Below are 26,056 nucleotides of genomic sequence, written 5' to 3'. Positions count from 1 at the left end.
GGTGCCCCTGCCGGTGAAACAAGCACTGGCCCGCGATCCATGAACCGCGACAGCGAGCGCATCCCCCGCCGCTTGCCGCGGGGTTGGCGAGCGAACTGAAAATCGATTTTTTTATCCTTACGGTAAAGATTTCCCGCGGCTTGCCGCGGGGAGGTTCAATTGGCCCGAAACCGACAATTGGCTTGCAAAAGGCATCATTTTCTGGTGAAGTTGCCGCACCTTTTAATCGACCGGGAGAACAACCATGAACGACGATTTTGAAAATGAGCCCCCCCCTGAAGGGGAAGAGAGCTTTGCCGACCTGTTTGAATCGTATAGCGCCGGCATGAATGACAATCTCCAGGTGGGCGACAAGATCCGGGGAAGAATCATCTCCATCGGCACCAGCAGCGTGTTTGTGGACACGGGTACCAAAGCGGATGGTGTGGTGGAAAAGTCCGAATTGCTGGATGAGGATGGCCAGCTGCAGCTGGTTGAAGGAGACGAACTGGACCTCTACGTCGTCTCTGCCGACGAAAGTGAAATCCGCCTGTCCAAGGCTATTTCCGGTATGGGCGGAGTGAATATGCTCAGGGATGCCTGGGAGCAGCGTATTCCGGTGGAGGGAAAGGTGGTGGCCGCCATCAAAGGCGGGTTCCAGGTGGAGGTGATCAAGCAGCGTGCCTTCTGTCCCATCAGCCAGATGGACCTGACCTATGTGGAAGATCCGGAAGTCTACGTAGGGCAAACATTTCCCTTTGTTATCAAGCGGTTCGAAGAACGAGGCCGCAACATTGTCATCTCGCGGCGTGAGATTCTTCAAAAGGAGATGGAAGCGAGCCGCAACGCGTTCATGGAACGGGTGAACGCGGATGCAGTCTTCGAGGGGACGGTGGTCCGCATCATGCCCTTCGGTGCCTTTGTGGCCCTGGCGCCCGGGGTGGAAGGGCTGGTGCATATCAGTGAGCTGAGCTGGTCCCGGCTGGACACCCCCGAACAGGCCGTCAAGGTGGGGGATCGACTCCAGGTAAAAGTCCTGAGCATCAAAGACGGCGACAAGCCGGGAACCAAAAAGATCGCTCTTTCCGTCAAGCAGGCCATGGGTGATCCCTGGGTCGATGCCACCAACCGGGTCCGCGTAGGTGATAAATTGATGGGCAAGGTGACCCGATGCGCCAACTTCGGTGCTTTCGTCGAGCTTTTTCCAGGCATCGAGGGGCTGGTTCACATCAGCGAAATGAGCTATACGCGCCGGGTGATGCGCCCGGAAGAGGTAGTCGTTCCCGGTGACGAGATCATGGTGATGGTCAAGGAGTTCAACCTTGACCGCAAACGAATTTCACTGAGCATCAAGGATGCCGAAGGCGATCCCTGGGCGGACATCGAAGAGAAATTCAAGCCGGGTAAAACCGTACAGGGGCGGGTGGAAAAAAAGGAGGGCTTCGGTATCTTCGTCAACCTGGCACCGGGCATCAACGGCCTGCTTCCCAAATCCAAGATGGCCGCCTCTGAAAAAGCGGCCCAGATTGATGCCCTCAAGCCAGGGGCCGCCATCACCGTGACCATCGACGGAGTCAATGCCAGGGAACGGAAAATCTCTTTAGGCACCGGTGATGCCGCCGATGACCAGGGATGGCAGGAATTTGCCGGCGGCACCGCTGACACACTGGGTTCACTTGGAGACCAACTGAAGAAAGCCCTGTCTCAAAAGAAAAAGGGAGGTTGACGATGGCACATTGCAATTTTTATGACCTTATAATCATCGGCGGCGGTCCCGGCGGGTTGTCCGCCGCCATATATGCCATGCGCGCGGCAATGAAAACGGTAATAGTAGAAAAGGGTGTCACCGGTGGCCAGGTAACCATGAGTGACGAGGTGGAGAATTACCCAGGCTTCATCCACATCAGCGGGGCCGAGCTTTCCATGAAGTTCACCCAGCACGCCCAGTCCTATGACTTGGAAATGATCTCTCAGGAAGTGACGGCGCTGGACCCGGGGTTGAACTACCATACGGTGAAGCTGGCCAATGGCGAATCGCTGAAAGCCCATGCGGTGATACTGGCCACCGGTGGCAGCCCCAAAAAGCTTGATGTACCTGGAGAACGGGAATTTTATGGCAAAGGCGTTTCCTACTGTGCCACCTGTGACGGATTTTTTTTCAGGGGAAAAACCGTGGTGGTCATCGGCGGGGGCGACAGTGCCGCAGAAGAGGCCCTTTATCTGGCCAAGTTATGCAAGAAAGTATACATCGCCCATCGCCGGGATGAATTGCGGGCCAGCAAAATCCTCCAGCAGCGAATTTTCGATGACTGCAACATCGAGGTGCTCTGGAACACCGTGGTCACGGATATCAGGGCCGGCAGCGGTGGCGTGAACCGCGTGGGCCTGAAAGACACCATCACGGCGGGCACCCGGGAACTGGAAGTGGACGGGGTGTTCATCTTCATCGGCTTCAACCCCAATAACGAGCTGGTTCCCGCCGGCACCCGGATGAACGCCGATGGCATGGTGATGACCGACGAAAAGTGTGAGACCAATTCTCCCGGTATCTTCGTAATCGGGGATCTGCGGGAAAAATTCGCCCGTCAGATCGTCCTCTCGGCAGCCGACGGCTGCACGGCCGCCCTGGCCGCCGCTCATTTTGTGGAGGCAAAAAAACCGATGCGGGCGGACACCTGTGAGCTTCCTCCGGAAGCCCCTGAATGATAGTTCCGGATACGGCCCACCGGTGGTCCCTCCTTCGTTCAGGATTTTGGACACTGGCACTTGTTTTGACGATGGCCCATGCCGGATACGCCGTTGACCCATCTTCACCGGCCGGTCCCGTCAGAGCGTTCCGTGTCGGGCTGGCGGCCCACGATGTTGACGGGCTGTGGAGCGGAGAATCCAGGGAGAAGGGGCCTGACCTATGCGCGGAGGTAATCTTCAGCCGGCCGCTGTTTCACCTGCTTTCCGCCGCGGCATACCCCAACGTGGGAGCCAGTCTTAACACCCGTAACGATACCAGCAAGGTATATGGAGGCTTTCTGCTTCAGTGGGAACCGGCGTCGGCATTCTTTTTTTCGACGGGTTTAGGTCTGGCCCTGCACGATGGCAGGCTGGATACGGATTCGGCCGACCGGAAATCACTGGGATCGCGGGTGCTGTTCAGGATCCCCATCGAAATCGGCTATGCCCTCAACCGGCGTCACCGGATAATCCTTGTTTTCGACCACATGTCCAATGCCTATCTGGCATCGCCCAACGAAGGCATGGATACCCTGGGGTTGGTATACGGATACCGTTTCTAACGGAGTGGATGGACAATGTAAGCCACCGGACGGTTTTTTTTAAAAAGGAAACAGGATCATCGACCCATGTTTGAGCTGTTCAGAACGTGGAAAGAACGGCATTTTTCCGATCCCCAGCGGGTGATTCTCGGCGTCATGCTGCTGGCCGGCGCGGGCATGGTCTATTTTCTGGGCAGTCTACTGACGCCTGTCTTTATCAGCATCATCATCGCCTATCTGCTCGAGGGCATGATCGGCTTGCTTCACCGTTCCCGTATTCCCCGCCTGGCCGCCGTATCCATTGTCTTTACGTTTTTTATGGTCGGCATGATCGTCATCATCCTGTGGCTGATCCCCCTGACCGTCAAGCAGATCAGCCAGCTGGTCCAGCAACTGCCAGGCATGTTGACCACGGTTCAATACCGCCTGCTTCAACTGCCCACCAGCTACCCGGAAGTGATCTCCGAAGTCCAGGTCAGGCAGATCATCGATTTTCTCAACGCTGGCATATCCACCCTGGGCAAACGGGTCCTGACCCTGTCATTGGCCTCGGTCGTGGGGCTGCTTCACCTGGTGGTATATCTGGTGCTGGTACCTTTCATGGTCTTCTTTCTGTTGAAAGACAAGGAGAAGATCCTGGGCTGGAGCCGGCGTTTTCTTCCCGACAACATGGACCTTACCGAGTCCGTGTGGCAGGAGGCCAACATCCAGGTGACCAACTACATCAGGGGTAAAGGATGGGAACTGTTGATTATCTGGGGGGTCAGCTATGCCGTGTTCAAGGCTCTGGGACTGCAGTTTTCCCTATTGATCTCCCTTTTCGTCGGGCTGTCCGTCATCATTCCCTATATCGGCGTGACCGTCATGGGATTTGTCATGGCGCTGGCTGCTTACGTCCAGTGGGGGTGGAGCAGCGAATTTGCCTCGGCCATGGTCGCCTATGCGGTCATCCAGATACTGGACGGCAATCTACTAGCGCCGCTGCTGCTCTCCGGGGTGGTGAACCTTCACCCGGTGGCCATTGTCGTGGCTGTACTCCTTTTCGGCGGATTGTGGGGGCTCTGGGGGCTTTTCTTCGCCATTCCCCTGGCCACTCTGGCCAACGCCGTCATCAAAGCTTGGTTCATGAGGGTGGAACAACGGCCTGACAATCCATAGCGGCTGCCCTGACCCTGACGTTTATTTTTCTTTTGCCTGTTTAGCCGGCAAACTGAAAAAACGTCTTGCCTCCAGGCGCACGTATACTATGATTAGAAAAACCCATCTGTCTTTTTAACAGGATCCGCCGTTTCATAGGTATCGCAGGACGGCCGGGCCAAAGGGGAGCGCCATGCAGGAGACCGATTTCTTAAAAGGAAACCAGAGAGTCCTGAACGACATCAAGAAATTCGAAATCTTCGAACCCTTTCAGGACGAAGAACTCCACCATCTAATGTCCATGAGCAAAATCAGAAAGTACAACCCGGGCGAAACTATTCTCGAGCAGGGCAGTTCCGATACATGGCTCTATTTTCTGGTCTATGGAAAAGTCCGGTTGATGAAGGATAACAAGCCGGTGGCCCTGCTTCAGCGCAGGGGCGATGTTTTCGGTGAAATGGGGGCAATCGAGTGTGCCCCCCGCAGCGCTTCGGCTGTAGCCGTCGGGGAAACGGTCTGCCTGGCCACGGACATCTACTACATCGAACAACTGACCGGAACGGACAAACTGGCATTCGGATACGTAATCTATCGTGTCTTTTCAGGGGTGTTGGCCAACCGGCTCAGAGTTACCACGGAAGAACTCTTGGAGTTGAAGGGCCGGAGCATCAAGATCTGGTAACACCACGGGTAAAAAAAATTCAATGCCTCGGTTGTCATCCTCTTTCGGTTGCTCCTGTTCACACCCCTCCAGCCCACCCCATCCACAGGCAATCGAGTCCATCCAGAGCCATGTGAATGGCCAGGCCCAATCCCACCAGACGGGTTTTGGGGACAGCGGTCAGCCCCAGAACCACCACCATGGCAGGCCAGGTGTGCAAGGGATGAAAGCCGATACTGCAGCGGTTGGGATCAAAGACCGGTGTGGCCACCAGATGGTCCAGATCAACAGCCATGGTGGAGACCATTACGATCCAGGCCCCTTTCCAGCGATCGGGGAATGCCAGTCGGGCAACGACGGCCGGCACCACAACGTGCAGGGCCATGTGAACAGCGGTGCGCAGCATGGTTGTCTTTCTACTATCTTGATGAACTCGAAAATATTCACGCCCCGACGGATTCGTAAAAACCCCGAGATCAAGGCTTGCGAATCCTGAGGAGTGAGGCGTACTGAGCGTACGCCGCAGTGACGAAGGGTGAAGCGTAACGCAGATCTCGGGGTTTTTACGAATCCGTCAATTTTACCAGCTCATACGCCCGCGTACCCAGGCCCAGTCGTTCAGCGTAGTCCAGCTGAATCTCCCAGTCCACCTTGGGATAGATGCCCTTGAACTTGTCTTCACCGGCAGCGGTGTTCGTGGACAGCCGGGTGCCGGCCAGGGCCGGTTCCGCATTCACCAGATCCACCGAGGCCTGGTCGATGGCTACAGGGTCGGTGGACGCCACGACGCCGATATTTTTCACAATGGGGGCATCGTTGGACGGGTAGCAGTCGCATGCGGGGGATACATCAGTGATGAAATTGATAAAAAGGGCTTTGTTCTCCTTCCCCTTAAGAACCCCCAGGGTATATTCCACCATGTTTTCCAGGAAGACCGGGATGGACTGGCTCCATTGGACAGCAATGGCTTCGTTGGGGCAGATAAGGATACACTCGCCGCAGCCGATGCAGGCCTCAGTGTCGATCTGAGCCTTTGGGTCCGCCTCCCCCGTCATTGAGATGGCATGCTGGGAGCAGTGTTCCTGGCACTCGCCGCAGCCGATGCATTGTTCGGCCGAGATTTTGGGAGACAAGCCCGAGTGCTGGGCCAGCTTGCCTTTTCGGGAAGCACAGCCCATACCCAGGTTCTTGATGGTGCCGCCGAAGCCGGCCAATTCGTGGCCTTTGAAATGAGCCACGGAGACCAGGGCATCGGCTTCCACAATATCCGTACCGATGTACACCGACTCGAAGCGTTTCTGATTGATCGTAATCCTCGTTTCATTTTTGCCCCGCAGGCCGTCGGCGATTATCAGCGGCGCTTCAACCACGGCGTAGGCGAATCCGTTGGCGATGGCAGTGGTCAGGTGATGGGGAGCGTCGCTGCGGGTTCCGGCGTATAGGGTATTGGCATCGGTGAGAAAAGGCGTTCCACCGGCCTGCTTGACCATTTCCACCACCTTGCGGATGTACACCGGGCGGATGAACGCCGCATTGCCCATCTCTCCAAAATGGATTTTGACCGCAGTCAGATCGCGCTTTTCGAGAACTGTCGATATACCGGCAGTTTCCATGAGCCGTCCGATTTTTACGATAAAATTCTCTTTGATGGTGGCCCGCATATCGATGAAATAGACTGGGCTGGTCATGGCGTCCTCCATGGGTAACGATTAAAAGTCAAGCCGATCGCTTTTGCCTGCAATTCGCATACGGAGCGGAAGGGGTTAACGCGGATTAACCCGGCACAATCGTTTTTCAAATGGCTGATGGGCATTTCGGCCGGTGCAAAGGCAACAGACGCCTACATCTACCGGCCCCTCCAGACATTGTCAAGATCTTAGCCCGGCCAGCTCACTCACCAGCGATCAGGTGCGCCAAATATTCAACGGCGAAGTTGAAAACTGGAAACCGATCTGTGGAACGGACATGCCCATAACGGTGATCGTGCCGGGAAAAGATACGGCAGCCTTTGAAAATTTTCAGCGCCTGGCCCTGCTGGCTGCCGGATGCGCCAGTTCATTGACCTCGGCCAGCCCTCGCCAGACCGTCATCGTGGAAGGCGAAAAGCGCCTGAGCGGCACCACGGATCTTCGGTTCGACGCCTTTAAATCCCGGGAACCAGGAGGTTGCGGCTAACCCAGACGCCCATGTGCCGGGAAATGGTCTCCCGAGAAACGGTGAGCCGCAAAAAGCTCCATGGCGTATTGCCAGCCATTATCGAAATCGGTTTTTTCGGATTGGGCATCCTCGATCTGGTGGTTGCCAATGCCATCGTCTGCTCCGAAGCCTATCTGAAAAAACTGTCCAATGCCCGCCCCTTGAAAATTCGTGCTTCGGTGCTGGGAACAGGCACGGACCGCGACCTGGATGGGCAGGACATTGGCGAACGACTGGCCAAGCAGGCCTATGAGATGGCCGGCGTCGGGCCTGCCGACATCAGCCTGGCCGAGCTTCACGACGCCACGGCATACGGAGAACTGCACCAAACCGAGGCCATGGGGTTCTGTCCTATGGGCGAAGGGGGGCCCTGGGCGGAAACCGGCGCCACCAGACTGGGGGGCAAGCAGCCGGTGAATACCAGCGGCGGGCTGGAGTGCCGCGGCCATCCCATCGGGGCCTCGGGGCTGGCCCAGATCTATGAGATCGGCATCCAGCTTCGGGGCGACGCCGGCAACCGCCAGGTAGACGGAGCCCGATTGGGTTTGGCGGAAAACGGCGGCGGTAACATCGGAGTCGAAGAGACGGCCATGTGCATCCATATTCTGGAAAAGGGGTAGCGTGAAAAAGAGCATTTCCATCACCGGTGCCGCGTCGGGCATCGGCCGGGAAACCGCCCTGGTCTTCGCCGAAAAGGGCTGGTTCGTGGGGCTTTTTGATGTAAACGAACCGGCCCTGGAGGAATTGTGGAACCGGATCGGCCTGAAAACGGCTGCTTTCGAATCGTGGATGTGACCCGGCCGGACAGTGTCCGGGCGGCTGCCGACCATCTGGCCCGCTGGACAGGCGGACAACTTGATGTACTATTCAACAATGCCGGCGTGCTTTACATGGGCCACCACGAGACCATCTCTCTGGAACTGAAAAAACGAACGGTGGACGTCAATCTCATCGGGATCCTCAACGGTATCGATGCCTGTTTCGATCTGTTGAAGGCCACCCCCGGCGCAACCATCATCAACATATCTTCGGCGTCGGCCCTTTATGGAACCCCGGAACTGGCTGTATATTCCGCCAAAAAGGCGGCCGTGGGCGCCCTGACTGACGCGCTCAACATCGAGTTCGAGCCCCTGGGCATCCACGTGTGTGATGTCATGGCACTCTACGTGCGCACCCCCATGATCACCTCCTCGCCGGTAGCAGCGGCCAGCGTGTCGCGGCTGGGTGTACACATCACCCCCGGCAGGTGGCCGGGGTGGTCTGGCGGGCCGCCCACGGCCGGTGGCGCCACTGGCAGGTGGGCTAGATGATGCGTCTGCTGCGCTTTTCAACCCTGGCTTTTCCGTTTTTCCAGCGGCCGCTGGTCAAGATGCTGGCGTTTTCCAAAGCCGCAACGATAGGGGACGGTGAATGAAAAATGTGCTTATCACCGGGGTTTCCGGGTATATCGGAAGCACTCTTGCCGGGGCGCTCTGTGCCGATGAAACCATCGAAACCGTGTTGGGTATCGACATCCGCAGACCGGCTGCCGCTCCTGAAAAAATAAAGTTCTTCGAACACGACGTACGTCAACCGATGACCGATCTGATGACACGGCACGGCGTCGACACGGTGGTCCACGCCGCCTATGTCCTGCCGCCCCTTCACGATACCGACCTGATGGAGAGCATCAATGTGGAGGGTACCCGCAATGTCCTGGAATCGTCCGCCCGGGCCGCCGTCCGGCGCCTGCTGGTCACCAGTTCCGCCACCGCCTATGGGTTTCATCCGGATAACCCCGTACCCCTGACCGAAACCGATTCGCTGCGGGGAAATAAAGATTTTACCTATGCCAAGAACAAGCGGGAGATCAAAGCCATCATCGCACCGTTTGCCAAAAGGCATCCGGACATTGCGGTCAGCGTGCTGGGGCCCTGCTTCGTCGTGGGACCCACAATGGACAACCCGCTCTCCAACCACCTGAAAAAATGTCTGGTGGTGCTTCCCAAAGAGACTTCTCCCCTCCAGTTGGTCCATGAAACGGATCTGATGCGGGCCATCCTGCACTGCCTGAAAAACGATATATCGGGGACGTTCAACATTGCCGGAGCAGGAACCATCACCGTGGCCGATATGGTCCGCCTGATGGGCAATCGTCCGGTATGGGTGCCCAGCCGGTTCCTCTATCCGTTGAATCGGATCGCCTGGGCCCTGCGGCTGCATTTTTTCACCCGGTTTCCCAGTGCCGCTTTGGGGTTATTTCGCTATTTGTGGGTGGTGTCCCCGAAATGGTTTATCGAAAAAACCGGATTTTCTTATGAATTCGACAGCCGCACGGCCTTTGAGGATTTCGCCCGGTTTGCCGGGCGTTGATTGCATCCAATACCGGCGACAGATCCACAAATTCCGAAGCGGCACCTGAAAAAAATTCTTCCGGTGATCCAACCCTAGCGCCTCCCATGGAATGAAAAATGTCCACTGGCAATATTATTTGCCATTTTTTAATAAACGACAATATACAAATAAGTTAACCGTGATTTAATCAAATTATTGGCAATTTATATTTCCACTGAATAAACATCGCTCACCTTTTTAATACCCGCTCCCCGCGATTGGCAACAGGGATCAGCCGATTTTAAAATAACCCTAACCTGTTTAAATAAAAAATTAATTTTGTAGTTTGCGGTTCTGAGTTTAATCTATCCTTTAATTTTCACCCAGATCCTTGGTCCACCGTATTCTTTTGGCAAACATTTTGCGTGGAACCAAATTACTTTTTTCCATAGTTATTATTCCATCGCCACTCAATTCTTTGAACCTGATAAGGAGGAACCATGATCGTCGGCATTTTAAAAGAGATCAAGACGGAAGAGAACCGCGTGTGCATGACCCCAGCGGGTGTCGAAGTGATGATCCACAGCGGCCACACGGTGCTGGTGGAGAAAAACGCCGGTGCCGGCAGCGGCTTTGCGGACGAATCCTACGCCAAGGCAGGGGCGAAGATAATCGATGCCCCCAAAGAGATCTTCGCGGCGGCCGACATGGTCATGCATGTGAAAGAACCCTTGCCGCCGGAGTATGATTTGATCCGGGAAGGGCAGATCGTCTTCACCTACCTGCACCTGGCCGCCGACGAGACCCAGACCCGAGCCCTGATCAAGAGCCGGTCGGTGAGCATTGCCTACGAAACGATCCAGAAGGCCGACGGCAGCCTGCCGCTGCTGACGCCCATGAGCGAAGTAGCCGGACGCATGGCCATCCAGCAGGGAGCCAAGTATTTGGAGATGGCCCAGGGCGGACATGGGGTGCTGCTGGGCGGCGTCCCAGGGGTAGACCCGGGGACGGTGGTGGTGATCGGCGGAGGGGTAGTGGGCGTCAACGCGGCCAAAATGGCCTGCGGCTTGGGGGCCAAGGTGTACCTGCTGGACATGAACCTGGACCGGCTGCGCTACCTGAGCGATGTGATGCCGGCCAACTGCTTTACCTTGATGTCCAGCCCGGCAACGATCCGCAAGCTGGTCAAAGAGGCCGACGTGGTGGTGGGCGCCGTGTTGATCCCCGGGGCCAGGGCGCCGCGGTTGGTGACCCGGGACATGCTGGGGACCATGAAGAAGGGCTCGGTGCTGGTGGACGTGGCCATCGACCAGGGGGGATGTTTCGAGACCTCCAAAGCCACCACCCACGGCAAGCCCACCTACGTGGTGGACGGAGTGGTGCACTACTGCGTGGCCAACATGCCCGGTGCGGTGGCCAAGACGTCGACCCTGGCGCTGACCAACGCCACCTTGCCCTATGCGCTGCAGATCGCCAACAAGGGCTGGAAAAAAGCCATGCAGGAAAACGAAGAGATCAAGCGGGGGGCCAACGTGATCGACGGCAAGGTGACCTACCAGGCCGTCGCCGAGGCCTTCGCACTGGAATATGCGCCCGTGGAGTCGCTGATCAACGATTAAGCGACATCACGGCGTTATTTTTTTTGATTCGAACGGTATACCAACAAGGCGTGATCCATAGCATCCGGCCGCTTAAAACCGGAAAAATAATCGGCAAATTATCCTGCAACTGAAAAAAGGCCTTTCCGCCATAATGGAAAGGCCTTTTTTCGTATCTGCCCGGATACTGACAATAACGGCATATTTATGCTGGCATAGTAACAAAAATGAAATACAAAAACCCCCTCTAATCCTGCCACGCTTCGCATTAACCTGTTGACTCCACAACCTATACAGTTTCTTCTCATCCCTGGCACGGCATTTGATTTATATGCATTCTCATTAATGAGCATGAGGGTTAAAACCTCTCCGTGGCAAGCCGCAGGAAACGCACCCGTTTTCGCGACACCAAATCTCGGTGGGTCTGCGTTTCAACCCGCAGGAATGCGTCAGTATGTCGAAAGCATGGAATTGGACGCCGGCCATACAATAGGGCTTACCGACGGCTTTGAAACGGCATATGGCATCGGTCAGACTTTTTTTCCCAACTTATCGGGATGCATAAAATAAATGGCATTTTGAAAAAAAATCATCTTGACAGTTTAAAGCAAATATTATAAATGGTCAGACCATTCTGAAAATAAATTCATCGCTCCCCCGGAGTGGCTGTTTCACGTTATCTTTTACGCCTTTAGGTTTTCATGTTCACCCAGGATCGAGCTGCTGATCGATGACCCATTTGTTTCGCGCTGCCAGACAAAACCGGATTTTCCAGGATGTGGTCGAACAGATCCAGGAAGCCATTATCGACGGCCAACTGAAAGTGGGGGATCGGCTTCCCGCCGAGCGCGACCTCAAAGAGATGCTTCAGACCAGCCGGAGCACCCTTCGCGAAGCCCTGCGCGTACTGGAACAAAAGGGGCTCATCGAGATCAAGCTGGGAATGGGCGGCGGTGCCGTCGTCAAAACGGTCTCCTCGGATCTCGTAACCGAGAGTCTGGATCTGTTGATTCGCTCCCATCAGGTATCCCTGCGGCACATTGCCGAATTCCGTGAACGGGTGGAAGGCGATGTAGTAGTCCTGGCCACATCGAGAATGAAAGCATCGCATCGGCGTATTCTCAAGACGCTGTTGAATGAAGCCCGAAAATATGCGGATCGAGGTGTTGAAGCCGTTTCCGATTTTCTCGCCGCAGACAAAAAAATTCACCTGTATTTTGCCAAAATTACGGGCAATCCCATCTATATATCGATCCTCAAGACCATTCATGAGAACCTTCGCCGTTATTATGACGAATTTCTGGTGATGGAGGAACCGGAAATGAATGAAAACCTTCAGGATCTCGAGGATGTGGTGGCGGCCATGGAAAGCGGGAATGCGGAAAAAGCCGGCGAGATCGTTCGAACCCACGTGAGGCGATTCAACGGCTACATGGAAATGCGGGAGCGGCAGCGTAGAACATGATTTGGAAGCCGCCCGTGGGTGCGGCTCAATACGTCAACAGAATTAACGGTTGGGTGTTATGGCACATTTAGAATTGGACAACATCACGGTAAGATTCGGCGGGCTGGTGGCCCTGTCACAACTGAGCTTTTCGATCAATTCAGGTGAGATCGTGGGCCTCATCGGTCCCAACGGCGCAGGCAAAACCACGGTGTTCAATGTGCTCACCGGCGTTTACAAGGCCAGCTCCGGTAAGGTGCGCTTCGAGGGTAAAAATATTCTGGGCAAACGCCCCCATGAGATTTTTGCAAAGGGGGTGGCCCGGACCTTTCAGAACATCAGACTCTTTTCGGCCATGACGGCGGTTGAAAACGCCATGGTGGCCCGGCACTGCCGGTCCAGAAAAGGGGTGGTGGGCGCTATTTTCCGCACCCTTTCCCAGCGAAGGGAAGAGCGGCAGATTCGCGGCAAAGCACTTGAAGCTCTCAAATTCATGGGTGTAGACAAGTATGCGGACACGGTAGCCTCGAACCTGCCTTACGGTCTGCAGCGGCGGCTCGAGATCGCCCGTGCAATGGCGTCCCAGCCCAAGGTGATTTTACTGGACGAACCGGCCGCCGGCATGAACCCGTCGGAAAGTTCGGCGCTGATGAAGGATATCTCCCGGATTTGTGAACTCGGGATCGACGTGCTCCTGGTAGAGCACGATATGAAAGTGGTCATGGGCGTGTGTCATCGTATTGTATGTGTTGATCACGGGGTGAAGATCGCCGAAGGGACGCCGGAAGAGATTCAGTCCAGTCCCCAGGTAATCGAGGCATACCTGGGTCAACCGGCAAGTAAAAATCATTAATCAACAGGAGGAGCTTCAAATGAGGAAAAAACTGTTCGTCGCACTGGTACTTGGCCTGATGGTCGTCCCCTTCATCATGGGAACGGCGACCGCAAAAACCCTGAATATCGGCTCCATGAGTCCGCTGACCGGCCCCTACGCCTCAGATGGAACCGACATTAAAAACGGTGTGCTGACCGCAATTCAGGTTTTCGAAGAAGCCGGCGGGATTCCCGGTTATGACAAGATCGAGCTGTTTGCCCAGGACACCGCCTGTGATCCGAAACAGGCCGTGGCCGCCGCCAACAAGCTTATCAACCTGGAAGTGGTCGGTGTTGTCGGCGCTTACTGCTCGTCTTCCACCATCCCGGCCTCCGAGACCCTGGCCGAAGAAGACATCCCCATGCTGACCCCGGCCTCCACCAACGAAAAAGTCACCGACCGCGGTCTGCCCTACATGTTCCGCCTGTGCGGCCGTGACGATGACCAGGCGCCGGCCGCCGCCAAATTCCTGAAAGAGTCCCTGAAGGCCAAAACCGTCTTCATCGTCGACGACAAGACCACCTACTCCCAGGGGTTGGCCGACGGCGTCAGCAAAGCCTGCAAGGAACTCGGCATCGAGGTCGTCGAGCATGATCACGTCAACCAGGGTGACAAGGACTTCGCCGCCGTGCTGACCAAGGCCAAAGCCGCCAATGCCGATATTTTCTACATGTCGCTGCAGGGATACTCTCCCGGCGCACTGATGGCGCTGCAGGCCAAACGTTTGGGTATGACGTCCCAGATTGTCACCCAGGACGCCATGTTCCAGCCCAAGTTCATGGAAGTGGCCAAGGATGCGGCCGAAGGTGTTTACCTGACCTACGGATTCACCGATACCACCACCCCCGAGTACAAAGCCTTCGAAAAAATCTACGTGCCCAAATACGGCGCCATCGCCGCTTATGCCACCTACGCCTATGATGCAGCCACCGTCCTGCTCCAGGCCATCAAGACGGCCGGCTCCACCGACCCGGCCAAAATCAAGGCCGAAATCATGAAGATGGATTTCGACGGCGTGGCCAAACGGATCAAGTTCAAGGCCAACGGAGACTCCGGATCGTCCTACATCGCCTTCAAGGTTGTTAAAGGCGAGTTCGTGCCCTACTGGTCTCCCGAGAAGGGACTACTCAAATAAGTCGGTAATGTGACGTGACCGCCTTGGCAAGTTGACAGGGCGGTCACCCTTATCGGGTTCACTGCAAGCACAACATCTGAAAAGCGATTGCTATGGAATTTTTTATTCAGCAGTTGATAAACGGCATTACTTTGGGCGGCCTGTACGCCCTGATCGCGCTGGGCTACACCATGGTCTATGGTGTAATTCAGCTGATCAACTTCGCCCACGGTGAATTTTTTGCGGCCGGAGGCTATATGGGTGTTATCCTGCTCAGTTTTTTTACCGGACTGGGATACATGGACACCCACCCCATACTCTGTCTGGCAGCCGCCTTTGTCCTATCCATGGGCTATTGCGCCTTTCTGGCCGTAGGCGTCGAAAAAGTGGCCTACAAGCCCCTGCGACGCCAGTCGCGCCTGGCTGCCCTGCTCTCCGCCCTGGGTATGTCCATCTTCCTGTCCAACGGAATGATGCTGACCCAGGGCGTCTATGACAAAGCCTATCCCGGCGAGCTGTTCCAGGGCGGTGTCAATTTGGGAAATATCACTATCGGCTATCTGCAAATGACGATCGTGGGGATGACTATCTTCCTGCTGTTCGGACTCAATCTCCTGGTGTTTAAGACCAAGATCGGCATGGCCATGCGGGCCACGGCCCAGGACAAGGTCATGAGCAGTCTGGTCTCCATCAGCAGCAACCGGATCATCTCCCTGACCTTCGCCATCGGGGCCGGGCTGGCCGCCGCCGCCGGCATCATGGTGGGCCTTTACTACGGCTCGGTGCGCTATGACATGGGCTTTTTGCCCGGCATCAAGGCCTTTGCCGCCGCCGTGCTGGGCGGTATCGGCAACATCACCGGCGCCATGCTGGGCGGATTGATCATCGGCATGGTGGAAATTTTCGGTGCGGGATACATATCCGGGCAATACAAGGACGTGTTTGCCTTCATTATCCTGATCTCCGTGCTTTACTTCAAACCGACTGGAATCATGGGCGAGAATATCGATGATACAAGAGTTTAAAAAAATCTGGAAACCTTACACCATCGGCCTTCTATGGCTGCTGGGGCTGCTGTGGCCCATGCTGGGCATTCACCCGGACGGCACCCTATCCTTCGATAAGACCTTTACCGCCTGGGGCTATATCACCATCGGTACCACAATCTGCCTGCTGCTTTATGTCATGAACAAAAGCGGCATTCTGAATGCCGTCAGCCGGCCACTCGCCGGGCTGCGGGACACCGTCGGGCGGGCCTCGGGCAAGGTGCCCACCTGGGTCTGGATCATCATACTGCTGGCGGCCGCCTTTTGCTATCCCTTCTTCACCGGACGCTATGCCCAGGACGTGGCCACCAACGTGCTGATCTATGTCTGTCTGGGGCTGGGGCTCAACATAGTCGTGGGGCTGGCAGGGATGCTGGATCTGGGCTACATTGCCTTTTACGGCGTCGGTGCATACACCTACGCCCTTTTAAACATCCATTTCGGCATGTCGTTCTGGATCTGCCTGCCCATTGCGGCAACACTGGCGTTAACTGCCGGATGCCTCATCGGTTATCCTACCCTGCGCATGCGTGGCGACTACCTGGCCATCGTGACCCTGGGTTTCGGAGAGATTGTACGCATCCTGCTCAACAACTGGATGTCGCTGACCAACGGCCCCAACGGCATTCTCGGCATCAACCCGCCCAGCATTTATATCCCCAGTTTCGAAAACGGGTTCAGCCTGGAGGTTCTGTACCTGAAGAAGCTGCACTACCTCTATTATGTTGCCCTGTTCCTGGCCATCGTCACCATCATCTCGGTCAGGCATCTGAACTATTCCAGGATCGGCAGGGCCTGGGAATCCATCCGTGAAGATGAAACAGCCGCCGAACTGATGGGGGTCAATACCTTCAAACTTAAACTGCTGGCCTACGCCATGGGTGCGCTCTTCGCCGGGCTGGCCGGGGCGTTTTTCTGTGCCCGCATGCGCTTTGTCAGTCCGGAAAGTTTCACCTTCCTCGAATCGGCCATGGTGCTGAGCATGGTCGTTTTAGGCGGCATGGCCTCCATCCCCGGCATCATCCTGGGCGCAGCCGCCCTGATCGTGCTGCCGGAGGTCTTCCGCGAATTTGAAACCTACCGTATGCTGGTATTCGGTATGTCCATGGTGGTAATGATGCTGTTCCGGCCTGCCGGCCTCATCCCGGCCAAACGCATGGGCTCCCGGGGCGAAGAGAAGGAGGGATAGATGGCTGATCAACCGATTCTCGAACTGAAAGACGTCTATTCCAGCTACGGCAGCATCAAGGCCCTCAAGGGAATTTCCCTCAAAGTATACCCGGGGGAAATTGTGGCCATCATCGGCGCCAACGGTGCCGGCAAGTCAACGACGCTGATGACCACCTGCTGCGTGATCCCCATCGACAAGGGAGAGATCTGGTACGACGGAAATCCCATCCACGGGAAAGCGGCGGAGATCCTGCCCGAAGCCGGCCTGTGTCAGGTCCCGGAAGGAAGGCGGATCTTTCCCCGCCTGACCGTGGACGAGAACCTGACTCTGGGCGCTTTCTTTCGCAAGGATAATGCAGCCATCGAATCAGACCGGCAGCATGTCTACAAGCTGTTTCCCATCCTCAAGGATCGCCATAAACAGCATGGCGGTACCCTGTCCGGCGGAGAGCAGCAGATGCTGGCCATCGCCCGGGCACTGATGGGCCGGCCCAAGGTCCTTTTGCTGGACGAACCCTCCCTGGGACTGGCTCCGCTGATCGTCCAACAGATTTTCGATATCATCAAAGATGTCAACAAAAGGGAAGGCACCACCATTTTACTGGTGGAGCAGAATGCCAATCTGGCCCTCCAGGCTGCCTCCCGGGGCTACGTGCTGGAAACCGGCAACATCACCCTGGAGGATAATGCCAAAAAATTGCTCGACAACCCGGATATACGCAAGGCCTATCTGGGCGAATAGCCTGAATATGCCCAACACCTGACGCCCCTGATCCCTTGATTGAAAAGGGTTTCCGGGGCGTTTAATATTTCCGCAGCTGCTTGACATCGGCAGACCCGAGCGTTAGTATACCGTCAAGACTGTTCTTTAACAAATTGGGGGCGAAACGGCTTCGACGGGGATAAAGAAGCACCGATTGCATGCCGAGTTCCTACCATCTCGTAAAACCGGTGGGAAATAAACATAATCGCAGACGATTATAACTACGCCGTAGCAGCTTAATGCTACCGTTCTACCGGGTTTCTCCCGCGGACCTGGATAGAACGTCGACTAGTGGGATAGCCGAATCTGAATGCCTGTTACAGTAACGGCGAAATTTTAGCAGGATAGCCTTTGAAGTACCCTGCCTGATGGAGACTGCCAAAGGCGAAACTTAGAGATCAGGACAAGCATGTAGATATCAGTGTGGAATGTTTTCGGACGCGGGTTCGACTCCCGCCGCCTCCACCAATTTTTAGGAGTATTTTCAATGGCTTATGATTTTTCATGGGCCTTTGTTTGTTTTGGGAACGTTTTGGGTAAAACCTTCCCCCGATTCTTAACCAGAAGCGCCATCTCGTTATAAACTTGCACACTATCTCAGAAAAGTTTGCACACTATCTCAGAAAAGTTTCGGGCGGGATCATGAGAACGCAAAAAACTTGTCCGAATCGCATATAGCAATTCGACAGAATCGGCAGGTTGATTTTTTTAGCTCATCGCCTCCTTAAAATTTGCTGATCAGCAACTCTCTTCCAGTCGTCTATTTGCCTTTGGAAAAAACGGATTAATCAGCGGCCCTTTGGTTCCGTTGAATTTACTGGTTCTGCGAGTTCCTCAAAGTGCTCATAGTAACCTATCAGATTCCCGCTACGCTCTCGAACAGCAACAACAGTGATCCTGTAATTATCGTCGCTCAACTTCAAGAACACCTCGTCCTCACCGGCCATAAGCCTGGCGTGGATATGCTTGGTCAGCTTTTCGGACTCTTTATTGTGGCAGTCGAACAAGGATTTCCCAATAAGGTCAGAATACCTTAGCTTCCCATAGTATCGGTCTTTAGCCGGCTTGTTCAGAAACCGGATAATGTGGTCGTTGTCTACAAACACAATCGGGCTGCGAACAGTATCGAGCAAAGCTTCGTATATTTCCCTCTTCATTTCTTTCCTCGTAGAACGTGTTTTTCACCGGCAGGTGTGGAGCGGCAGCGGAACGCCTGCCGGGTGCAAAAAATTGTTAGCCGTTTCTTCTCCTTCGCCTCGGCAGCGCCGGAAACCACCGGGGTACTTTGCGGCAGTATTGGTCGTATTCCTCGCCGAATTGGGCGCGCATGTAGGGTTCCTCTGCGAAACGTACCAACAGGTTGAAAATGACGATCCAGAAAATCAGGTAGTACAGCAGGTCCAGTGAGGTGAAAAATAGGGATTCCCCAAAGAGGACCATCCAGACGAAGATGTAGATGGGGTTTCTCGTGTAGCGATAGATCCCCGTGGTGATAATCTTGCCGGAATCGCCCATCATTGGCGATGCTGCTGCCTCCGCAATGAACCTCCAGATGCTCATGATGTAGCCGATGACCCCCAGGACAATCAGTATGGGGCCGAGGAGCCGGAACGGTTTAAGCATCGACAACCTGGTGTGATTATCCGAAGCAGCCAACCGCAGGGGTACATAGAAGACAAAAATCCCGAAAACTACAACCATTGCCAGTGTTTTAAACCGGTTTCCGATTTTTTCTCCGGAAGGCATTGGCTACCTCTTGGGCTCCGAATGGATCTTTGGATAGTCATGCAAAGTATTTTCAAGCCTGGTTACCGTAGGACACTGCCCGACGTTGGTGCCGAGATGAGCGTGCTAACGTTCACCATCACTGGGGAGCAGGGAATGAGGACTTCGATAGTAGCACGTTAATACCAAACTGTGCTTGTGCCACAGTAGACCGTCCCTGCGAATCCAGTGCATGGTGTTGTTATATGATTTCTATCATTCAGGCTCAGGAGGAAATTTTTTAGTCTGTTTTCCAATGGCGATTACTTTTCCATTCCCATCTATTGCTTTAACAGTCAATTGATATCGTGGCGAGCCATAGCCTGGGCAAGGTCCTTTATACTCTTTTAGCGATCCCTCTGCCAAAATCTCTAAACCCTCAAAGGTGACGGTTCCACCACCGTGATCATACCTACTGTCCAAGTCATACAAATTAATCTGAAATGATTTGGTAGAATTGGGGACATTTTCAAGAGTAATTCTTGGCGATCTTTCATCAAAACACTTCTGGTCTTTCGGCCAATTAAAATCAACAGACATTTGCGGCAAATTCGAATAATCATCAGAGCAGCCAAAAAGGATGATAAATAGAATCCAAATAATACTATTTAACCTCATATTTTTCCCCTTTCAGCCCATATAACGGTTGAACTCACTGGTTTTCACGAAGCCCAGCGGAGTGAAAATCCAGTGAAGCGATTTGTTGGGCGGGTGTGACGGATTGAAACCGCACTCGATTACACAACCCTCATTCGACATTACTCAGCCTCACTCAATCGGAACCGCAGTACCTCTTACCACGATTCCCCCTGTAGCAGGTATTTCGACTGTCAGTCGACTCGGACGGCCCATCGCCTCCCCTTGACGGATGAAAATGGTGGCGGGCACAGCAATGAGTTCAGCTTCCCGGAGATACCCCCCAAGCGCTGCTGCTGCCGCACCCGTGGCGGGGTCTTCTACAACCCCACCTACTGGAAATGGATTGCGGGAGTGAAATACATTGGTACTCTCTCGCCATACCAATTGTAGCGTAGTAAGTCCTTCTTGAAGCATAAGAGCCTTCAGTCTCTCAAAGTCATAATTTAACTGGGCCAGTCTATGCGGATCATTGATGGCCAATAACAAATGCCATGCCCCAGCATAAACTCTGGCTGGAGGAATTGAGCCATCTATATCACTGAATTGCCAGCCAAGCGCTGAGAGAGCTTCATTGACAAGTAAATCGGAAGCACCTTTGTTCTTGGGCTCCACTGAAGTCAGCGAGGCTTCTCGTATTCCACCTTGGGAATGAACCGTGATAGAGACCTCTCCCACAGCAGTTGCTAATCGATATGTACCGTCACCTTCAGTCTCGCCGAGCACTACACCTGTCGCAATGGTAGCGTGACCACAAAACGGCACCTCCATCTCAGGACTGTAATAACGAATCGTTCGGTTCTGTCCGATAGTCGGCGCCACAAACGCAGTTTCGGAGTAACCGACTTCGGCCGCAATTCGCTGCATAACATCTACAGATGGCAATGTCTCACCAACCCAAACTCCGGCGGGATTACCACCTTTGGGGTTGTCCGTAAAAGCTGACCTCCGATAAAGTGTTCCCGCATTCATTATGTTTCCTTATCGAGTTTCGCTAATCCCGTCCGATATCGCGTGTGGCTTGTATGCAACCGCATCAATCTCGACTGCAGCTCCACGTGCTAGTTCAGCGCCACCGACCGTGATACGTGCGGGAGGATCACTGCCCATCACTTCAAGGTAGGCATCATTCATTTCCGGGAAAGTCTTTATATCAGCAAGAAAAACACTAACTTTTACAAGATCGGAAAAAGAGGCACCGCATGCCTTTAGAATGAGGCCAATATTCTGAAGAGCCTGAGCGGTTTCCGCTCCGGTTCCTCCCTCTACAAGCTCCATTGAGTCTGATTTTGTCCCCAATGTACCTGAAACATAAATGGGTTCCTCGCTGTTTCATGTGGGTAAATCGAACTTCAGTTTGCCTGCAATAAGATAAATCATGGTGATAAGTGTTCGCTCAGTTCGATACCCTCGGGCTCTGGCTTTGGCAGCTTGAATCAGACTGTTTATCCCTTCTAGGATTCCGTTATTGATCCTGGAGGTAAACCAACGCAGGACGCCGTCCCAGTGGTTCTTGATGGTGTATGCGGCTTTTTTCATGGGCTCCAGGCGGCTGTGGGTTGCCCAGAAATACCATTTCTTCAAAAAGGTTTCGGCGGTCCGGGCGGTCTGATTGTAGAATTCCTGAAAGTTGAGTTTGATGTGGTACGCCCGGCTGGTTTTGAGGTTGAGCTTTTTGATCGTCAATTGTTCAAGCTGTTCGGCCTGGGACGCCTTGAGGTTGGATGGGTTCTTCAGCCAAAGATAGCGGCTGCCCTTTAGCACCGGCCGGCCTTTGGATTCTTCCCGGCGAACCTGGTCCACCGCTTCGTTGAGGACTTTCAGCACATGGAACTTATCGAAGGTGATATGGGCTTCGGGAAAATGTTTTTCGACACCGCTGATGAACGCCGGAGACATGTCGCAGCACATCTCCTCGATAGCGCCGGGATTGCCGCCATGGTCGGTGAGATCTCTTTTGAATCGATCAACGGTTGATGCATCCTTGCCGCCGGTGGCGAACAGAACCCGGGTTTCGTCAAGATCGACAAACAGGCTGACATAGTTGTGGCCGCGGCGTCTTGAGGTTTCGTCCATGCCGACATGCTTGACCTGACTGTGGTCGGCGGCCTTACGCGCTTCGCCCACATAGTGATGCAAGATACGCCATAACCGGGTATCGTGCTCACGGACAAACTCGGCGACGGTTTTCACCGGCATAGCCTTGGCCAGTATCATAATCATCGCTTCAAACAACAGCGTGAAGCCGCTGCCGGGTCTGGCCCAGGGCACATCAACCAGACGGATGCCGCATTTTTTGCAGTCGATTCTGGCAACCCTGGCGGTCAGATACGCTTCGTGCTGGAAGAAGTTCAGATGCCGCCATGTTTTCTCGACGGTATCGTGGGCCTTGACTCCCGATAGCCCACATTTCGGGCAAGTGAAGGTGCTCCCTTTGGGAAAATCAAGGCGGATATCCAGACGCTTTTCATCGGGGTTGAAATCCGCTGTCGAAACCTGCCAGGGCGGTTTCAGACCAAGAGCCATTTGAAGGAGTTCTGTATCTTTCATAGTGCTTAGCGATTATCACTAGTGCGGTAAGTCAATCAACTATCTACCCATACGAAACAGCGAGGAACCCATAAATGAAATCCCCAGCAATCGCTGCATGACAAAATGCAGGGAGCCGACCAAGACCAGATACGTTTACTTTTTTTGTCTTCATTTTTAGATCTCCTGAAAAGATGCTCCCGCATCTTTTATCATAGATTTCGAGCTAATAGATGAGCCCAACGTGCTGCTCTCCGGCGCGAGGAACGAGCGTCTGGAGCAGCAGATTGTTATAACACTTTTAAGTGTTAGACTCGTATTCTTTGATTCTATTTTTTACCATTATAAGCAGCTGAAGGCAGTTTTCTATATCTCTTATTCTAATGCTTGTCGTTCTTAAAAAGAATACGGTTCTCTATGAAGCTCCAGTTGTCAGGAAATACTCAGAGATGGGGTCCACATCCCACGGAATCTCTGGCCAGGATATCCGGGGCGTCTTCAGCACCTGTTGAACGATACGCATGAACTTTTTGCCAATGCTCTTCGATTTGCGGCGATTGAAGCGAAACACATACTCGTCAAGATAGTTTTGGAGGTATTTCGGTTCGAATCGTCCCTGGTAGGTTCCTCTGATCAGTCGTTTGATCAAGGTCGTTACCAAATGGACACCATATAGTTTTTCGTAATCCTTGCTTTTGCTTTGGTTCGTTATCTCGCGTCGATACTGATCTTTATCAATGATATTATAGCTTTGCCAATCGTCCGTAGCGATGGTCGAACCGGGCTCGATATTGTCGAGGATGAAGGTTTCCAATGAATATCCTGAGCAATCCAGGGCGACATGCAAACGAATGCGACCCATTCGTTTTTCGATGTCTCACCGTTCCACGGCAATCGCAACAATGGATTTGCCTTCAGCCCCCCGGCCCCGTTTGCCTGGGCTTTGCCCCCCGATGAAAAACTCATCGACCTCGACGCGGCCGGAAAGCTTTTCGCGCTCGTGGCGAATGGTACAGCGACGAAGCTTTTGAAGCCAGGTCCAGGCGGTTTGATAACTGCCAAAGCCCAGCAGTTCCTTCAGGTTCACCGCATTGATGCCGGATTTGCGAGTCGTGAACCACCACATGGCTTTAAACCAGTAGGTGATCGGTTTTTTGGAACTGTCCATGATCGTTCCGGCCGTCAACGAATGTTGATGTTCGCATTGGGTGCAAATATACAGGTTTCTTGAACTCAACCAGTACCGTGTGTGGCCACATTTTTTGCACACAAAGCCATCGGGCCATTTTTGTTGGAACAGATAATCGAAACAGGCATCCGGTTGTGAAAAACGTTGATCGAATTCGATTTCGGATTTCGGGAAATCCTCGGCAATGGTAAAATCGGTCATGGTGGCGGCCTCCTGTTTTGGGTTATGAGGCCACATTACCGCGGGGCTGTGACAGATACGGTCACAACCAATCAAACTGGAGCTTCATAGAGAACCGTAAAAAAGAATTCATATTGATTAATGTGTAAAGACAGATAGCCCATAGAAGTTTCTGCTATAAAAGCTTTTATTTCCTGAGTTAAAATTTCAAAATCTTTGGGGACATGAACTATACAAGAATAAAGTTCATCAAAGCTATTGTGGTTTGATTTCTGATTTAAATATAAAGAATTTAAGGGTTTTAATTCCAACCAGACGTGTTTTTTTGGTTGTTGTTTTACATTTACAGTTGTGCTGCTTCCAGATCGTCCAAAATAGAGACTAAGTTCAATTTCATCTGATGTAAAATCTGGTCCTACGGGATGCCAGCGAACCTTTCCACCATATTTTGTTTCCAATTCTCTCAATCGAATCTTAATAAAGAATTGGTACGCGTTCACGGGATATTCCAGTTTGAATTAAATCCAGGAGAGATTGGGCGTCGACCTTCGAAAATAGGAAGTAATACATTCCACGAGGAACGGGAACGTCGGTTTTGCATTTAGACGGCAGGTTTCTTTCAGGGATAATATCCTTTCGACCCACCGGTTTCCCTTTTCGCTTTGGGTGCCCAGGCTGCGCTTTCGCCATAGCACCCCAAAGCGCAGTGCCCGTTCGGCACGGTTGTTGGTCGGTTCAATGCCATGGTGATCGAGAAAGGTCCACAGACTGTCCATTTCGCGAACAATCTGCCGGGCGAGTTTTCCGGCGTCGGTCTTGTCCTTCTCCCAAACGGAGACGGTAAACAAAAAGAACGTATAAAAATCCGACCACATTTCCGGGTCGGGAGGTTCTTTGGCAAACGATACCAGTTGCCTCAGCCAGGCGGCGACGATTTCTCCGAAGCGGCAAAGATCGGTTTTCTTTCGTTCCGCCAGGGCATCGGCTTTGCGGATCAGATGGGCCAGGCAGGTTTGGCGGTTAACCCATTTTCGATATAGGCCGTAACCATCGCTGGCCAGAATCCCGTCCCAATCCCGGACCAGTTTTTCGAAAGCTTCCTTGGAGCGATGCGGGTCGATGCGATAAAACGCCACCCGTTCGTTGGCCATGGCCCACAACCAGTGCAGGTCGTTTTCCTTAAACCAGGAAGTTTCGTCGATGTAGTTGCACCAAAAGCGTCGGGCGACCCGGCCGATGCGTTCGTAGGCCGGCAATAGCGCATTTGACGTGCGGTCGACAAGCTTCTGGATGGTTCCGGTGGCAATCCCGATGCCCAGAACCGACTCACACAACTGCTTGACGTCGTTGCGGCTCATGGCCTTGATCCCACTCAATTCTCCGATAAGCGCGGTAAAGCGCGGCCCATAACCGGTGGATACGTCAGAAGGTAGCGCGGCCTTGACCGTCCTGCCGCAGTTGGGACAGTCACATTGCTGGAGAATATAGTGGCTGATTTGCATTTCGATTTCGGGTAGCTCGATATGCTGATGCGCATAAAACGGCTGCATCTTTTGCGGATCGAACTGCGCATGCCCGCATGCGCAGCGCGTCGGCATCAACCAATGGCTCTCGGTCGGATCCAGCATCTGCCGCTGATGCGGCTTGTGGCCTTTCTGACCGCCTTTTGCACGTGTACTCTTTTTCTGTTTTCTCTTTTGCCTGCTAAAGGGCGGATCGGATGACGGCGGCTTACTGGAGTTATGAGAATTTTTGCTGGACCGAACCTCAAGCTTCTCCAGCCGCTTTTCGTGGGCTACAATCCGCTGTTCCATATCGAAAAGCATCCGTTCCAGAGCCATGATATACTGTCGCACCGGCTCTGGTGTCAGTTGCCAATCGAGTTCCGAAAAGGGTCTTTTGAGTGCCATGAAAAGCACTCTACCATAGTCAAAAAGAAAAATCTAGATTTATTTTGTATTATTTCGGTTAGTTATGATCTATTTTTTGTGCTTTGATTTCGGGGGGTTGCGAGACCAGTTGGATCCTCAAAGTACCCCGTGAATGCTTACAAGAATTGAATAGAAAATAGTATGAAGAGAGCAAAAAATATAAAAACTTCAATAAGGGTTATTCCTAATAGCTATAACATAGTTTATTCATCGCAATACGATGAATAAACGGTTTGGTTAAAATCAAGTTTGCGCATGTCGGT

27 protein-coding genes, 1 other RNA gene and 1 pseudogene are annotated in these 26,056 nt (G+C 53.6%); 18 read left to right on the top strand and 11 right to left on the bottom strand.

Annotated elements, in window-relative coordinates:
- The first annotated feature begins 244 nt into the window (after positions 1–244).
- From ACHZBS_RS13425 to ACHZBS_RS13405, 5 genes are all read left to right on the top strand, one after another.
- Positions 245–1,705, top strand: coding sequence for a 30S ribosomal protein S1 (locus ACHZBS_RS13425; RefSeq protein ID WP_319407021.1), 1,461 nt, complete (start codon positions 245–247; stop codon positions 1,703–1,705).
- A gap of 2 nt (positions 1,706–1,707) precedes the next feature.
- On the top strand, positions 1,708–2,685 hold the full coding sequence (trxB, locus tag ACHZBS_RS13420) for a thioredoxin-disulfide reductase (RefSeq protein ID WP_319407020.1): 978 nt from the start codon (positions 1,708–1,710) through the stop codon (positions 2,683–2,685).
- Positions 2,682–3,269 (top strand): acyloxyacyl hydrolase, encoded by a 588-nt coding sequence (locus ACHZBS_RS13415; protein WP_319407019.1) that lies wholly within the window; start codon positions 2,682–2,684, stop codon positions 3,267–3,269. Before trxB ends, ACHZBS_RS13415 begins: the two co-directional genes overlap by 4 nt.
- A 66-nt stretch (positions 3,270–3,335) precedes the next feature.
- Positions 3,336–4,406, top strand: coding sequence for an AI-2E family transporter (locus ACHZBS_RS13410; protein ID WP_319407018.1), 1,071 nt, complete (start codon positions 3,336–3,338; stop codon positions 4,404–4,406).
- A gap of 172 nt (positions 4,407–4,578) precedes the next feature.
- Positions 4,579–5,067, top strand: a complete 489-nt coding sequence (locus ACHZBS_RS13405) for a cyclic nucleotide-binding domain-containing protein (RefSeq protein ID WP_319407017.1) — start codon at positions 4,579–4,581, stop codon at positions 5,065–5,067.
- 58 nt (positions 5,068–5,125) lie between these two features.
- Here the strand turns inward: ACHZBS_RS13405 and ACHZBS_RS13400 are convergent, their stop codons facing one another.
- Positions 5,126–5,452: a DUF6122 family protein gene (locus ACHZBS_RS13400; RefSeq protein WP_319407016.1), complete on the bottom strand. Its 327-nt coding sequence runs from the start codon at positions 5,450–5,452 to the stop codon at positions 5,126–5,128.
- Between the two features lie 157 nt (positions 5,453–5,609).
- Entirely contained in the window at positions 5,610–6,734 is a 1,125-nt protein-coding gene (locus tag ACHZBS_RS13395) for a DUF362 domain-containing protein (RefSeq protein WP_319407015.1), read from the bottom strand.
- A 133-nt stretch (positions 6,735–6,867) separates the two neighbouring features.
- Between ACHZBS_RS13395 and ACHZBS_RS13390 the strand changes: the two genes are divergently transcribed.
- The 13 genes from ACHZBS_RS13390 (at position 6,868) to ssrA (ending at position 18,032) form a co-directional block, all read left to right on the top strand.
- A complete protein-coding gene (locus ACHZBS_RS13390) occupies positions 6,868–7,221 on the top strand; it encodes a substrate-binding domain-containing protein (RefSeq protein ID WP_324292406.1) in 354 nt (117 codons plus the stop codon).
- Positions 7,212–7,862 carry a thiolase family protein gene (locus tag ACHZBS_RS13385; protein ID WP_319407013.1) on the top strand — a complete coding sequence of 217 codons (651 nt, stop codon included), beginning with the start codon at positions 7,212–7,214 and terminating at the stop codon, positions 7,860–7,862. Before ACHZBS_RS13390 ends, ACHZBS_RS13385 begins: the two co-directional genes overlap by 10 nt.
- Before the next feature lies 1 nt (position 7,863).
- Positions 7,864–8,037, top strand: a complete 174-nt coding sequence (locus tag ACHZBS_RS13380; protein WP_319407012.1) for an SDR family NAD(P)-dependent oxidoreductase — start codon at positions 7,864–7,866, stop codon at positions 8,035–8,037.
- On the top strand, positions 7,989–8,552 hold the full coding sequence (locus ACHZBS_RS13375; protein ID WP_319407011.1) for an SDR family NAD(P)-dependent oxidoreductase: 564 nt from the start codon (positions 7,989–7,991) through the stop codon (positions 8,550–8,552). Before ACHZBS_RS13380 ends, ACHZBS_RS13375 begins: the two co-directional genes overlap by 49 nt.
- Before the next feature lie 100 nt (positions 8,553–8,652).
- Positions 8,653–9,594 carry an NAD-dependent epimerase/dehydratase family protein gene (locus tag ACHZBS_RS13370; protein WP_319407010.1) on the top strand — a complete coding sequence of 314 codons (942 nt, stop codon included), beginning with the start codon at positions 8,653–8,655 and terminating at the stop codon, positions 9,592–9,594.
- A gap of 461 nt (positions 9,595–10,055) precedes the next feature.
- Entirely contained in the window at positions 10,056–11,174 is a 1,119-nt protein-coding gene (gene ald / locus ACHZBS_RS13365; RefSeq protein WP_319407009.1) for an alanine dehydrogenase, read from the top strand.
- 709 nt (positions 11,175–11,883) lie between these two features.
- On the top strand, positions 11,884–12,618 hold the full coding sequence (locus ACHZBS_RS13360; protein ID WP_319407008.1) for an FCD domain-containing protein: 735 nt from the start codon (positions 11,884–11,886) through the stop codon (positions 12,616–12,618).
- Positions 12,619–12,676: 58 nt separating this feature from the next.
- On the top strand, positions 12,677–13,450 hold the full coding sequence (locus ACHZBS_RS13355) for an ABC transporter ATP-binding protein (RefSeq protein ID WP_319407007.1): 774 nt from the start codon (positions 12,677–12,679) through the stop codon (positions 13,448–13,450).
- Positions 13,451–13,469: 19 nt separating this feature from the next.
- Positions 13,470–14,606, top strand: coding sequence for a branched-chain amino acid ABC transporter substrate-binding protein (locus ACHZBS_RS13350; protein ID WP_319407006.1), 1,137 nt, complete (start codon positions 13,470–13,472; stop codon positions 14,604–14,606).
- A 92-nt stretch (positions 14,607–14,698) separates the two neighbouring features.
- Positions 14,699–15,610 carry a branched-chain amino acid ABC transporter permease gene (locus ACHZBS_RS13345; protein WP_319407005.1) on the top strand — a complete coding sequence of 304 codons (912 nt, stop codon included), beginning with the start codon at positions 14,699–14,701 and terminating at the stop codon, positions 15,608–15,610.
- Positions 15,594–16,820, top strand: coding sequence for a high-affinity branched-chain amino acid ABC transporter permease LivM (livM, locus tag ACHZBS_RS13340; protein ID WP_319407004.1), 1,227 nt, complete (start codon positions 15,594–15,596; stop codon positions 16,818–16,820). The genes ACHZBS_RS13345 and livM overlap by 17 nt, the downstream gene beginning before the upstream one ends.
- Positions 16,821–17,543 (top strand): ABC transporter ATP-binding protein, encoded by a 723-nt coding sequence (locus tag ACHZBS_RS13335; protein WP_319407003.1) that lies wholly within the window; start codon positions 16,821–16,823, stop codon positions 17,541–17,543.
- 136 nt (positions 17,544–17,679) lie between these two features.
- Positions 17,680–18,032, top strand: a transfer-messenger RNA (tmRNA) gene (gene ssrA / locus ACHZBS_RS13330).
- 320 nt (positions 18,033–18,352) lie between these two features.
- Here the strand turns inward: ssrA and ACHZBS_RS13325 are convergent.
- The 9 genes and pseudogenes from ACHZBS_RS13325 to tnpC form a co-directional block, all read right to left on the bottom strand.
- Positions 18,353–18,721, bottom strand: a complete 369-nt coding sequence (locus ACHZBS_RS13325; RefSeq protein WP_319407002.1) for a PAS domain-containing protein — start codon at positions 18,719–18,721, stop codon at positions 18,353–18,355.
- 76 nt (positions 18,722–18,797) lie between these two features.
- Positions 18,798–19,265, bottom strand: a complete 468-nt coding sequence (locus ACHZBS_RS13320; RefSeq protein ID WP_319409084.1) for an isoprenylcysteine carboxylmethyltransferase family protein — start codon at positions 19,263–19,265, stop codon at positions 18,798–18,800.
- Positions 19,266–19,544: 279 nt separating this feature from the next.
- Positions 19,545–19,946 carry a YbhB/YbcL family Raf kinase inhibitor-like protein gene (locus ACHZBS_RS13315; protein WP_319407001.1) on the bottom strand — a complete coding sequence of 134 codons (402 nt, stop codon included), beginning with the start codon at positions 19,944–19,946 and terminating at the stop codon, positions 19,545–19,547.
- Between the two features lie 150 nt (positions 19,947–20,096).
- Positions 20,097–20,936 (bottom strand): PhzF family phenazine biosynthesis protein, encoded by an 840-nt coding sequence (locus ACHZBS_RS13310; protein WP_319407000.1) that lies wholly within the window; start codon positions 20,934–20,936, stop codon positions 20,097–20,099.
- 9 nt (positions 20,937–20,945) lie between these two features.
- Positions 20,946–21,281, bottom strand: a complete 336-nt coding sequence (locus tag ACHZBS_RS13305) for a Rid family hydrolase (protein WP_319409083.1) — start codon at positions 21,279–21,281, stop codon at positions 20,946–20,948.
- Positions 21,282–21,296: 15 nt separating this feature from the next.
- Positions 21,297–22,514 carry an ISL3 family transposase gene (locus ACHZBS_RS13300; protein WP_319405756.1) on the bottom strand — a complete coding sequence of 406 codons (1,218 nt, stop codon included), beginning with the start codon at positions 22,512–22,514 and terminating at the stop codon, positions 21,297–21,299.
- A gap of 394 nt (positions 22,515–22,908) precedes the next feature.
- A pseudogene (locus ACHZBS_RS13295) lies at positions 22,909–23,883 on the bottom strand (IS1595 family transposase).
- Positions 23,884–23,954: 71 nt separating this feature from the next.
- Positions 23,955–24,362 (bottom strand): hypothetical protein, encoded by a 408-nt coding sequence (locus ACHZBS_RS13290; RefSeq protein ID WP_319406999.1) that lies wholly within the window; start codon positions 24,360–24,362, stop codon positions 23,955–23,957.
- Positions 24,363–24,380: 18 nt separating this feature from the next.
- Entirely contained in the window at positions 24,381–25,772 is a 1,392-nt protein-coding gene (gene tnpC / locus ACHZBS_RS13285) for an IS66 family transposase (RefSeq protein WP_319406998.1), read from the bottom strand.
- Between the last annotated feature and the right edge of the window lie 284 nt (positions 25,773–26,056).

It is taken from the genome of uncultured Desulfosarcina sp., assembly GCF_963664155.2.
GTDB lineage: Bacteria > Desulfobacterota > Desulfobacteria > Desulfobacterales > Desulfosarcinaceae > Desulfosarcina.
Note: the sequence above shows the minus strand (reverse complement) of the source record. Positions and strands in the feature narration are given on the sequence as shown.